Source organism: Stenotrophomonas sp. STEN023 (assembly GCF_056760135.1).
On the sequence record NZ_JBRREF010000047.1, the window covers coordinates 1 to 12,156 of the forward strand.

10 protein-coding genes are annotated in these 12,156 nt (G+C 63.3%); all 10 read right to left on the reverse strand.

The window, feature by feature from the left end; all coding sequences use genetic code 11:
- Window positions 1–127: 127 nt before the first annotated feature.
- The 10 genes from mtnA to rpsF all read right to left on the reverse strand — a co-directional run bounded on the left by mtnA (window position 128) and on the right by rpsF (window position 11,931).
- A complete protein-coding gene (mtnA, locus tag ACVOLV_RS13780) occupies window positions 128–1,192 on the reverse strand; it encodes an S-methyl-5-thioribose-1-phosphate isomerase (protein WP_481554893.1) in 1,065 nt (354 codons plus the stop codon).
- 61 nt (window positions 1,193–1,253) lie between these two features.
- A complete protein-coding gene (locus ACVOLV_RS13785; RefSeq protein WP_481554894.1) occupies window positions 1,254–1,937 on the reverse strand; it encodes a DUF3011 domain-containing protein in 684 nt (227 codons plus the stop codon).
- A 122-nt stretch (window positions 1,938–2,059) separates the two neighbouring features.
- Entirely contained in the window at window positions 2,060–3,007 is a 948-nt protein-coding gene (gene epmA / locus ACVOLV_RS13790) for an EF-P lysine aminoacylase EpmA (protein ID WP_481554895.1), read from the reverse strand.
- Window positions 3,004–3,480: an N-acetyltransferase family protein gene (locus tag ACVOLV_RS13795; protein ID WP_481554896.1), complete on the reverse strand. Its 477-nt coding sequence runs from the start codon at window positions 3,478–3,480 to the stop codon at window positions 3,004–3,006. Before ACVOLV_RS13795 ends, epmA begins: the two co-directional genes overlap by 4 nt.
- Window positions 3,477–5,954 carry an NAD-dependent DNA ligase LigA gene (ligA, locus tag ACVOLV_RS13800; protein ID WP_481554897.1) on the reverse strand — a complete coding sequence of 826 codons (2,478 nt, stop codon included), beginning with the start codon at window positions 5,952–5,954 and terminating at the stop codon, window positions 3,477–3,479. Before ligA ends, ACVOLV_RS13795 begins: the two co-directional genes overlap by 4 nt.
- A gap of 185 nt (window positions 5,955–6,139) precedes the next feature.
- On the reverse strand, window positions 6,140–6,880 hold the full coding sequence (zipA, locus tag ACVOLV_RS13805; RefSeq protein ID WP_481554898.1) for a cell division protein ZipA: 741 nt from the start codon (window positions 6,878–6,880) through the stop codon (window positions 6,140–6,142).
- A gap of 48 nt (window positions 6,881–6,928) precedes the next feature.
- Entirely contained in the window at window positions 6,929–10,432 is a 3,504-nt protein-coding gene (gene smc / locus ACVOLV_RS13810; RefSeq protein ID WP_481554899.1) for a chromosome segregation protein SMC, read from the reverse strand.
- A gap of 231 nt (window positions 10,433–10,663) precedes the next feature.
- Entirely contained in the window at window positions 10,664–11,113 is a 450-nt protein-coding gene (gene rplI, locus ACVOLV_RS13815) for a 50S ribosomal protein L9 (RefSeq protein ID WP_282266083.1), read from the reverse strand.
- A gap of 144 nt (window positions 11,114–11,257) precedes the next feature.
- Window positions 11,258–11,488, reverse strand: coding sequence for a 30S ribosomal protein S18 (gene rpsR / locus ACVOLV_RS13820; protein ID WP_002804494.1), 231 nt, complete (start codon window positions 11,486–11,488; stop codon window positions 11,258–11,260).
- A gap of 11 nt (window positions 11,489–11,499) precedes the next feature.
- A complete protein-coding gene (rpsF, locus tag ACVOLV_RS13825) occupies window positions 11,500–11,931 on the reverse strand; it encodes a 30S ribosomal protein S6 (RefSeq protein WP_282266085.1) in 432 nt (143 codons plus the stop codon).
- Between the last annotated feature and the right edge of the window lie 225 nt (window positions 11,932–12,156).

The following is a 12,156-nucleotide window of genomic DNA, read 5'->3' on the forward strand; positions in this document are numbered from 1 at the left end:
GGGCATTGCCGGGCAAGCCCGTGCCGAGCATGGCTCGGCACTACCTACCTTCATGCGCTTCTGCCGAGCATGGCTCGGCACTACCTACCTTCATGCGCTTCTGCCGAGCATGGCTCGGCACTACCGGTTAGTCGGCGAACGCGGCAGACATCGAGGTCAGGTCCGGCTTCAGGATCACGCCGCGCTCGGTGACGATAGCGTCAATCAACTCACCCGGGGTCACGTCGAACACCGGGTTCCATGCGGCAATGCCCTCGGCCACGGTGCGTACGCCGCCCACGCCAAACAGCTCACCCGGGTCACGCTGCTCAATCTCGATCTCGTCGCCGTGCGCGGTGTTCATGTCCACGGTCGACGACGGGGCGACCACCATGAACTTGACCCCATGATGGCGCGCCGCGATGGCCAACTGGTAGGTGCCGATCTTGTTGGCGGTGTCGCCATTGGCACAGATCCGGTCAGCGCCAACGATCACCCACTGCACCGCGCCGGTCTTCATCAGGTGCGAGGCGGCCGAATCGGCAATCAGGGTCGCGTCGATGCCGTCCTGCTGCAGTTCCCACACTGTCAGCCGGGCACCCTGCAGCCACGGCCGGGTTTCGCCTGCAAACACCTTGGCAATACGCTGCTGAGCCACGCCAGCGCGGATCACGCCGAGGGCGGTGCCGAAGCCAGCGGTTGCCAACGAGCCGGTGTTGCAATGGGTCAGCACGCCGCTGCCAGTGTCGATCAAGCCCGCTCCCAACGCCCCCATATGGCGATTGGCGGCCAGATCCTCATCGGCGATGGCCTGCGCTTCCAGCGCTGCAACCTGTTTCCAATCCGCACCTGCAGCAGCCAGTGCGCGGCGCATGCGCGCAAGCGCCCAGGCCAGATTGACCGCAGTCGGGCGCGAGGCGTTGAGTCGGTCCAGTGCCGGCGCCAGCACCTGCAAGGCAGTCGCACCGTCCGCGGCTTGGACCTCCTTGGCCGCCAACACCACACCCCATGCCGCCGCGATGCCAATGGCGGGCGCGCCGCGCACGGTCAAGGCATGGATGGCTTCGGCAACCGCATCGCTGTCGTGGCAGAGCACATGCTCGACAACAAACGGCAGCTTGCGCTGGTCCAGTAGCTCCAAGGCCTCGCCAGTCCAGCGGATCGGGCGGATATGGTCGTAACGGGCGTAATCAATCGCGGAAGTATCGTTCATGCCGCCATTGTAATCGGCGTCGCCGGGCCCGGATCAACAACCCAGCCGCACCACACCAGTGTCAATCTGCAGAAAACTCGCCGCGGCAGCCCTTGTCCACCCATATGCCGTTGCGGTCCCAGCCCCAGCTATCACCTTCACGACAGGCGGCATTGGACAACTGCTCGACCAGAATGACCCGGCGCGTGACGCTGACGCCGCATTCGCGCCGCAGCTCGCCCTTGGATTCGCAGGTGATCCTGCGCGGGACCTCGACAAAACCGGAACCATCCTCGGCGCCAACCTCGAACAGCCCCTGGCAACCGCGACTGACCCATATTTCCTTGCCGCTGTATCCCCAGCTGCGCCCTTCGCGGCATGGCAGCACCGACTGCTGTCGCAACAAGCGCACTGGCGCACCGCGCAGCACCACCGGGCAAACCTCCGTCCGCCCCTTTGATTCGCAGCGCACCACACGCCGCGTGGTGCGGGTGGAGGTCTGTCGCCGGGCAAATTCGGCCTTGCAGCCCTGGCTTACCCAAACCGCGTCCGCTTCGACACCCCAACTGGTCTCGCGGATGCAGTCGCGCCTGGACAGCTGCCGCACCAGTTGCACGCCGGCACTGGTGTCCATCGGGCAGAACGCCCGCATTTCACCGTCAGCTTCGCAGCGCACCACCTGCCTGCTCGCCGCTGCTGGCGCGGTCTCCTGCGCCGCCAGCATTGTCGGCGCGAGCACTAGCAGCAAGCCGCAGAGCCGCTTCATCAGGTGTTCCCCTGCTGGATCATGATGGCTTCCGGTGATCACACACTGCCTGAGTCATTGTGAGCAAAGCATCATCATCGTCGCCGCAACCATACAGGTCCATGATCAAGCGCAAACCAGGCTCAGGCGTTGGCGAAATCGAAGGCCAGCACATCGGCAATGCGCGGCGTCCCGGCCAAGGCCATCAATAGCCGATCGACGCCCACCGCGACACCGGCACAGGCAGGCAATGACGACAATGCTGCCAGGAACGGCTCGTCCAGCGGCGGCTGTTCAGCGCCACGCGCCGCGCGTACCGCCAGATCGCGCGCAAACCGCTGGCGCTGCTCCTGCGCGTCGTTCAGCTCGTGGTAGCCATTGGCCAGCTCGACCGGCCCGAGATAAAGCTCGAAGCGTTCGGCCAGCGGCGGTGTGCCGGGGCGGATCTTCGCCAGCGCGGCCTGACTGGCCGGCCAGTCATGGATCACGGTGATGGCGTCCACGGCGAACTGCGACTGGATGCGGTGCGTCATCAGCAGGTCCAGCCAGTCATCGCGCGTCAAACCATCCGCAGCAATCCCCACATCGCCCAAGCCGGCGCGCAGCTGTGATTCATCGGCCAGGAACGGATCCAACGCAACCGCGTGCAGGAACAGGTCACGGTAGCTGACGATACGCACCGATGCGGACGGGCGCCCAACCAACTCCAGCGATTCCTGTACCAGCGCGATGGTTTCGTCGATCAGGCGGTGGTGATCCCAACCAACCCGATACCACTCCAGCATGGTGAACTCAGGATTGTGGCGACCACCGGCTTCGCCATTGCGGAACACCCGGCCCAGTTCGTAGCAATCACCCACACCTGCGGCCAGCAGACGCTTGAGCGGATACTCCGGTGAGGTGCGCAGCCAACGCTGTGGCGAACCGGCATCGACATGGCCGCTGAAGCGGGTGTGGAAGCCTTCGATGTTCGGCTCGGTATTGCCCGCCGCCGACATGATCGGGGTTTCCACTTCAAGCACGTCGCGCTCGGCAAAAAAATGCCGGATCAACGCATTCAAACGGGCACGTTGGCGCAGGGCTCCGATCACGAGTGCAGACGCCCGGCAGTGCCATTCAAGGCCAGCGTCAGGATGTCGCGCTCATCATCGCGATAGCCCGCCGACAGATACAGCGATTTGGCCTTGGCGTTGTGGTGGTTCACTTCCAGACGAATCACCGCTGCGCCCTGCCCTGCAGCCCAGTCGCGGGCCAGTCCCAACGCCTGCCTGCCCCAGCCACGGCCGCGTGCAGCAGGCCCCAGATACAGCTCATCCAGCAGCACGAAACGACCGCCCTGCTCGACACTGAAGCACCAACCCAAGGTGATGTAGCCGACGACACTGTCATCGGCCTGCAACAGCAACACCGAGCCACAGCTCGGCTGCTCCAGCAAGGTCTGCAGACCCGGCTCGACCCGCTCGGCGATATAGGGAATCTGGTCTTCCACATAGAAATCGCGAACCATCTCGATCAATTGCGGGAAGTCTGCGGTTTGCGCGATGCGCACCTTGATCTCACTCATGCCTGTTCTCCCTGCTCGGCGAGGAAGGCAAGCAGACGCGCTTCGTCCCACACCTCCACACCGAGCTCGTTTGCCTTGTCCAACTTGGAACCAGCTTCGGTGCCGGCCACCACGAAACTGGTTTTCTTCGACACGCTGCCTGAGACCTTGGCACCCAGCGCTTCCAGTTTGGCCTTGGCTTCGTCGCGACTCATCTGCGCCAAGGTGCCGGTCAGCACCGCGGTCTTGCCATCGAGTACGCCAGCGACCTGCTGCTGTTCCAACGGGGTGATCACAAGCAGACGCTCCAATGCTGCACCAGCGTCGGTCAACAGCTGCGCGTTGGCATCGACATTCAGCCAGGCAACCAAGGCATTGGCGGTCTCCGCTGGCAGGCCGGCGGTCATGAAGTTATGCGCCTCTTCGTCAAGAATCGCCGCGGTCGAACCGAACCCCTCGGCCAGCTGGCGCGCGCGTACCGGCGTGACCTTGGGTATCTCCAGGTCCGCCAGCAGCGTCGCCAGATTCAGGTCCGCGCGCAGCTTGGCGTTGGGCGCATGGGTATCGCTGATCTGCACGCCACGCTCCAGCAGTGCATCAATGGCTTGCTGATTACCCGGCTGGGCCATGAAATGGCCTATCGAACGAGCCACCTCACCACCGATATCCGGCACGCGCTTGAATACCGGCCACGGCAGGTGGCGGATCAACTCAAGATCACCGAACCACGCCGAAAGCGCCTTGGCAGTGCTTTCGCCAACATGTTCGATACCCAGCGCAAACAGCAAGCGCTCCAGCGTGGTGTTGCGGCTGGCGGCAATCGCGGCGATCAGGTTGTCGGCCCACTTGGTGGCAATTTTCTTGGTATTCCACTGGAAGCTGCCAGGCACCGACAAGGCCTGCGCACGCCAGGACGCATCGCCCGCATCCAGCTTGAGGATGCGATTGAGGGTGTCACCACTGCCCTCCGGCTGCAGGTGCTGGCCAAGCTGGGAAGCCAGGCTTTCCGGCGAATCGGCATCCAGGGCCAGTTTCAGCACCAGCAGCTGATCGCGGTTGAGTGCATACAGGTCGGCGACGCCGCGTACGATGCCTGCATCCACCAACACCTCGATGTACTTGTCACCCAAGCCATCGATATCCATCGCCTTGCGTGAGGCGAAGTGGGCAATGGCTTCCTTGCGCTGTGCCGGGCAGCTCAGCTCGCCCGAGCAGCGCCATGCCGCCTCGCCTTCCTCGCGCACGATTTCCGACCCACACACCGGGCAGGCGCGTGGCATCTGCCACGGCGTGGTGCCTTCGGGGCGGCGATCGACAATGACGCTGACCACTTCCGGGATCACATCGCCAGCACGACGCACGATGACCGAGTCACCGACGCGTACATCCAGACGCGCGATCTGGTCGGCGTTGTGCAGGGTGGCGTTGGTGACGACAACACCAGCCACGTGCACCGGCTTCAACCGTGCAACCGGTGTCGCTGCGCCGGTGCGACCGATCTGGATCTCGATGGCTTCGACCGTGGTGGTCTGTTCCTGCGCCGGGAACTTGTGCGCGATCGCCCAACGCGGCGCACGTGCGACGAAGCCCATTTCCTGCTGACCCTCACGGTCATCGAGCTTGTAGACCACGCCATCGATGTCATAGGCCAGACTGTCACGGCGCTCACCGATATCACGGTAGTACGCCAACAGGCCTTCGGCGCCCTGCACTACCTTGCACAGGTCGCTGACCGGGAAACCCCATTGCGCCAGCTGCGCCAAGGTTGCCGAATGCGTCTCGGGCAGCTCGCCGCCGGACACTTCACCGAGGCCATAGGCATAGAAACTCAGCGGCCGTTGCGCACTGATCTTCGGATCAAGCTGGCGCAGTGAGCCGGCTGCGCCATTGCGCGGATTGGCCAGCACCTTGCCACCATGCAGGCGCGCCTGCTCGTTGTAGCGTTCGAAGTCGGCGCGCGGCATGTAGACCTCGCCACGTACTTCCAGTACTTCGGGCCAGCCCTGACCATCCAGTTGCTGCGGGATGACCTTGATCTGGCGCAGGTTGGCACTGACGTCTTCGCCGGTTGCACCGTCGCCACGGGTCGCGCCCTGCACGAACACGCCGTTCTCGTAGCGCAGGTTGATGGCCAGGCCATCGAGCTTGGGCTCAGCGGAGAAAAACAGTTCACGGCGATGCAGGCGCTCGTCGATGCGGCGCACGAAGTCATGCACTTCGGCATCGCTGAAGGCATTGCCCAACGACAGCATCGGCACGACATGCACGACTTCCGGGAAACGCGATGACGGTTTGCCACCGACCTGATGGCTGGGCGAGTCGGCACTGTCCAGTTCCGGATGCGCAGCTTCGAGCGCTTCCAGCTCGCGCATCAGCCGGTCGTACTCGGCGTCCGGGATGATCTGCTCGTCGTGCTCGTGATAAGCACGCGAGGCGTCGGCCAGCTGGCGGCGAAGTTCGCTGATGCGCTGGGTGGCGTCGGTATTTTGATTCATGCGGCGATTTTACCTGCGCGGAGTGTTGGCGCGGGTGAGCTGGTGATGCTTTGGCTTTACGTTCACTGCGAACAGCACCCCTCCCCGGCCCTCCCCTACGCTGCGCGCAAGGGAGGGGGAAGAGCTACGCGTCCTCCCTTTGCCGTAGGCAAGGGGAGGGTTCGGGAGGGGTAGCTCTTAGAGCTTTACCAACGCGGCGACTTGGTCAGCGGCGGCGCCTGATGCTGGCGATCGTAAGCACGCAGATCATCGCGGATATGCGCGATGCGCTGACGGCCCAGGGCATTGCGGCTGTCATCCAGCACCACGCCATCCAGCAATTCACCCATGCGCTGCACGGTCGGCAGCATCTTTTCCCAGGCATCGAGCGCGGTCATCGGCGCCGGCAAGGTCAGGAAGAACGCAATGGCCGGGGTCTCCATCTCGCGGATATTGGCCATATCGAAACTGCCGGGCTTCATGATGCTGGCCATCGAGAAGATCGGGCCGCGCTCCGAATGCCCTTCCACCAGACGGTGGAACACATTCATGTAGCCGAAGACCAGGCCAGTCTTTTCCGCCGCCACCACGATGTCCTCGCCACGCAGCACCTGCCCGGAACGGGCAGCCACGTACAGCGAGACGATCTTGTCGAAATCCTGGGTAGGCCGCTTGCCGAGCTCACTCAGGTTGCCTTCGTCCACGTCAGGCAGGCCGAGCTCGGGCTGGGTTACGCCGTCGCCTTCTGCACCGCCCTCACCCAGCTCGGCACCTGCAGCGCCATCGGCACCACCCAGCACCGGCTCGCGCCGCGGTTGCTCACCACTGGCAGGTTCCTTGCGTTTGCCTTGGGCCAGGCGCTTGGGCCGGCTGAAAAAGAAAATGGCCGCTACCAGCAAAACGCCGGCAACCAGAATGCCGATACGCAACAGTGCCGTGTCAGACATGCGCTGCAGTCTCCGGATTAATCGTTCAGGTGGTTAAAGGATGGCACGTCAGGCCGCGCCCGCCAATCGGGCAGCCTCTTCCAGATCAACACTGACCAGTCGGCTGACACCCGGCTCACGCATGGTGACACCCGACAACTGGTGCGCCGCCTCCATCGTCGCCTTGTTATGGCTGACGAACAGGAACTGCACCTTCTCGCTCATTTCCTTGACCATATTGGCCAGGCGACCGACGTTGGCCTCGTCCAGCGGCGCATCCACCTCGTCCAGCAGGCAGAACGGGGCCGGGTTGAGCTGGAAGATGGCAAACACCAGCGCCACCGCGGTCATCGCCTTCTCGCCGCCGGACAGCAGCGAGATATTGGATACACGCTTGCCCGGCGGGCGCGCCATGATGGTCACGCCGGTATCGAGCAGATCTTCGCCGGTCAGCTCAAGATAGGCATGGCCACCACCGAACAGGCGTGGATACAGCGCCTGCACACCGGAATTGACCCGGTCAAAGGTGTCCTTGAAGCGCCCGCGGGTTTCCCGGTCGATCTTGCGGATGGCGTCTTCCAGGGTCTCCAGCGCGGTGTTCAGATCGGTGTTCTGCGCCTCCAGATACTCCGAACGCTGCGAGGCCTCGCCGTATTCGTGGATCGCCGCCAGATTGACCGGTTCCAGGCGGCGCATGCGGCCATCTATCTGGTGCACCGTCGATTCCCAATCCGACACGCGTGCATCTTCGGGCAGCGTGTTGATCACGTCCTGCAGCACGAAACCAGCCTTCTCGACTGCAGCCGACAGCTGCTCGGCGCTGAGCACCAGGGCCTGCTGGTCCAGCTTGCGCTGCGAGATCCGCTCGCGCTGCGCCAGCGACTGTTCGTCACGCTGATGGCGGGTCTGCTCAAGACCACGCAACTCATGATCGATGCCGTCGAGGAGGGTCCGCGCTTCGGCCAGCACGCGATCAACGCGCACGCGCTCAGCCAGTGCGTTCTGGTGCTCGGCTTCAAGGCTGTGCACCGGCGTGTCGCCTTCGTCCAGCTGCGAATGCAGTTCGCCAAGGCGCGAGTCGAGCTGCCCGCGCTGGCTGCCCATGCGTTCCAGCGCGTGGCTCAGCGAGCTGATCTGTGTGCGCTGCGACTCCAGCGTCAAGGCCAGCGCATGCATGCTGTCGCGCACATTGCGCGCCGCATCGCGGGACAGATCGCGCGCCTCACTCATCTGCCGGCGCTCGCTTTCCAGCGCGTGCCGTGCGGACTCCAGATCGCCCATGCTCGATACCGCCTCATCCAGACGCAGGCGCGCCTCGGTGGCCTGCTCGCGGCTGACATCCAGCGTTTCCAGCAACTGCGCCAACTCGCCTTCGATACGTTCGATGCGTGTGCGCGTGGATTCCAACTTGCCCTGCTGGCTCTGCAACTGCCCCGCCAACTCGGAGCCGGCGCGATGCGCTTGATGCAGCGAGCGCTGCACGTCTTCGCGCTGCTGCTCGGCAGCCAATAGCTGGTCACGCAAGGCGGCCAGCTGCTGCTCCAATGCAGCCTCACGTTCCTGCAGGGTTTCGATCTGCTCGCGTAAGGTGACGATCTCGCGCTCACGCAGCAACGCCCCCTGCTCGGCCGCACCGGAGCGCGACAAGCGCACCCAGCCCTGCCCCAGACGCTCACCGCCACGGGTGATCACCGATTCGCTGTCGCCAAGCTTGCGCTGCAGCTGCTGCGCCTGCGCCAGATCTTCAGCGCCATGCAGGTGCGCCAGCAGACGACGGATCGCCAACGGCCCCTGCACTTTCGCGGCCAACGAAGTCGGCGCGAAGTCAGCCTTGCTATCGGCGTTGGCAACCAGCGCAATGCGCCCTTCACCCAGCTCGGTCAGTGCATCAACCAGGGCTTCCGGTGCATCCACCAGCACGCCTTCGATCAGCTGGCCGAGCGCGCTTTCAACGGCATTTTCCCAGCCGCCTTCAACGGTGATGCGCTCGCCAACGCGCGCGGCCGAGTCCAGCCCGCGTGCTTTCAGCCATGCGGCCGCCGCGCCCTGCTCCTGGCCGAGTGCCGCCTGCTGCAGCGTTTCCAACGAGGAAAGCCGGCCGCGCGAGGACTGCGCCTGCTTGCGAACGTCGGCCAGTTCCGACTGACCGGTGCGCTGCTGTTCCTGCAGCGTCGCCACCGACTCCTTGCGCAGCTCGACCTGCTCACTCAAGGCTTCCAGCGCGGTCTTCTGCGTTTCGTGTTCCACCTGCAGCCGCTCGAAAGCCTCGGCCAGCGCATCCAGATCCAGACCAGCGCGCTCTGCCAGCAATGCTTCGCGGCGGCGATCGGCTTCAAGCACCTGCTTGTCCAGGTAATCCACGCGGGTGCGCTCGACCTCGCCGGAGCGGGTTGCTTCGGAGGTGTTGCGGTTATGCGCTTCCCAGCGCTGCTGCCAATCAGCCAGTTTTGCCTCGGCCTCGCGCAGCGCTTCCTGACGGATCTCGTTGTCTTCCTGCAGCTGTTCCAGCTGCGGCTCGGCGTTCTCCACCGACTCACGCAGCACGATCAATTTGGCTTCGTCGCCGCTGATGTGCTGGCCCAGTTCGGACAGCGCCTGACGGGTTTCATCGCGCGCCTTGTGCAGACGCTGCGCCATTTCACGCTGGTGGTGAATCTGCTGCTCAAGCCGGGCCAGGGTGCTACCCACCTGGTACACGTCGGCCTGCGCCTTGTTCAAATTCTCTGACGCTTCTTCGCGACGCACACGGCCGGTTTCAATGCGGCTCTCCGCATCGCGCTGCTCGGCGATCAGCTGCTGTAGCTTGGTTTCTTCACGCGACAGCGCTTCGCGCAGACCACCCAGACGGCCGTCGAGGCCGCGGTATTCAAGCGCCTTCCATTCCGCATCCTTGACCTGACGTTCTTCCTGCAGCGCCTGGTACTGCTCGGCCTGCCGCGCCTGACGCTTCAGGTGTTCGAGCTGCTTGCCGATTTCTTCGCGCAGGTCGTTGAGGCGATCGAGGTTTTCGCGGGTGTGGCGAATACGGGTTTCGGTTTCCTTGCGGCGCTCCTTGTACTTGGAGATGCCGGCGGCCTCTTCCAGGTACACGCGCAGGTCTTCCGGGCGTGCCTCGATGATCTGGCTGATCATGCCCTGCTCGATGATCGAGTAGCTGCGCGGCCCGAGGCCGGTGCCCAGGAACAGATCGGTGATATCGCGGCGACGGCACTTGGTGCCGTTCAAATAGTAGTTGCTGCTGCCATCACGACTGACCGTGCGCTTGACCGATATCTCGTTGAACGAGGCGTACTCGCCAGAGATGGTGTGGTCGGCGTTGTCGAAGATCAGCTCCACCGTCGCCTGCGACACCGGCTTGCGCCCGGCTGAGCCGGAGAAGATCACGTCGGTCAGCGAATCGCCACGCAGGCGGCTGGCTGAGCTCTCGCCCATCACCCAGCGCACCGCATCGATGATGTTGGACTTGCCACAGCCATTGGGACCGACGACGCCGGTCATATTGGTGGGCAGGTGCAAGGTCGTGGGATCGACGAACGACTTGAAACCGGAGAGCTTGATCGTGGATAGACGCATGGAATCGGGCTGTTGGCGGACATCGGCAGCAACTGCCGACACCCGGAATGAGGTTCCGGAGGTTCCCTTCCCGCACTCAAGCCATTGATATTCCGAAGAATTCAACTGGAAAAGCGCGGCACTGGCAACCGAGTATAGCTATACCCATGGCCGCCGGTGGTCAGACCAACCAAGCGACCAAAAGAAACGGGCGCCTTGCGGCGCCCGTTCTTTACAACCAGTCCGGCAGAATCAAGCGTCGGATTCGACGATGACCTTGACGGTGGCTTCCACGTCGGCGTGCAGCTTGACGATAACGTCGAACTCGCCGACGTTGCGGAAAGCGCCTTCGCCCATGATCACTTCGCTCTTGTTCAGCTCCAGGCCGGCAGCGGTGAAGGCTTCAGCGATATCACGCGGGCCAACCGAACCGTACAGCTTGCCTTCGGTCGAAGCATGCGCAGCGATGGTGACGCTGGCGCCTTCGAACTTGGCAGCGCGGGCTTCAGCACCGTTGTGCGAGGCCAGAGCCTTGGCTTCGTACTCAGCGCGCTTGGCTTCGAACTCGGCGATGTTGGTCGCGGTGGCCGGAACGGCCTTGCCCTGCGGCACGAGGAAGTTACGGCCGTAGCCCGGCTTCACGTCAACCAGGTCGCCCAGGCCGCCGAGGTTGGTCACTTTCTGGATAAGAATCAGCTTCATGGTGTAGCTCCGTTATTCGTTAGCGGCGCCAATGGCACCGCAACGCTTGCTGTCCGAATAGGACGGTGGGTACGGGAAATCCGGCCAAGGCCGGATTTCCTGTCGAGAATCCGCAGCGAGTGCGGATTCCTCCGAAAAATCGGATTAGACGTCGTGGTTGTCCGTGTACGGGATCAGGGCCAGGAAACGGGCGCGCTTGACGGCCGTGGCCAGCTGGCGCTGGTACTTGGACTTGGTGCCGGTCACGCGGCTCGGAACGATCTTGCCGTTCTCGGTCAGGTACTGACGCAGGGTGTTGAGATCCTTGTAATCGATCTCTTTCACGCCTTCAGCGGTGAACTTGCAGAACTTACGACGGCGGAAGAACTTGGACATGAAAGTGCTCCTTATTCAGCAGAAGCGGCGTCGTCGCCGGCTTCGTCATTGTTGGAAGATGCACCTTCTTCGTCGTCACGACGACGGCGCTCGCCACGCTCGGGCTTGTCACCCTTCTCGTCCTTGCTCTTCATGATCAGCGACTGCTCGGTGTCAGCCTCGTCACGCTTGATGACCAGGTTGCGCAGCACGGCGTCGTTGAAGCGGAAGCTCTCGGTCAGTTCGTTCAGAACTGCCTGGTCGGCTTCGATGTTCAGCAGAACATAGTGAGCCTTCACCAGGTTCTGGATCGGGTAAGCCAGCTGACGACGGCCCCAATCTTCCAGACGGTGGATGGTGCCGTTACCGGCTTCGACCAGCGCCTTGTAGCGCTCGATCATGGCGGGGACCTGTTCGCTCTGATCCGGGTGGACCAGGAACACGACTTCGTAATGACGACTCATGTTTTTATACCTTTCGGATATAGCCCTGACGGGCTGGACAGCCCCCCGCTGTGCTTTGCGGTGGGGCAAGGGATCCTGCACTTGGAGCGCAGGAAGCCGGTCATTATCCACTGGAAATGAACTGGAGGCAAGTTACCCCGGCCGGTGCAACACAGTATCCGGCGCCGGAAGGGGCCTCGGCCGCTACCGATGCTGCGTCGCAACAGTACACTATGTAACCGATTC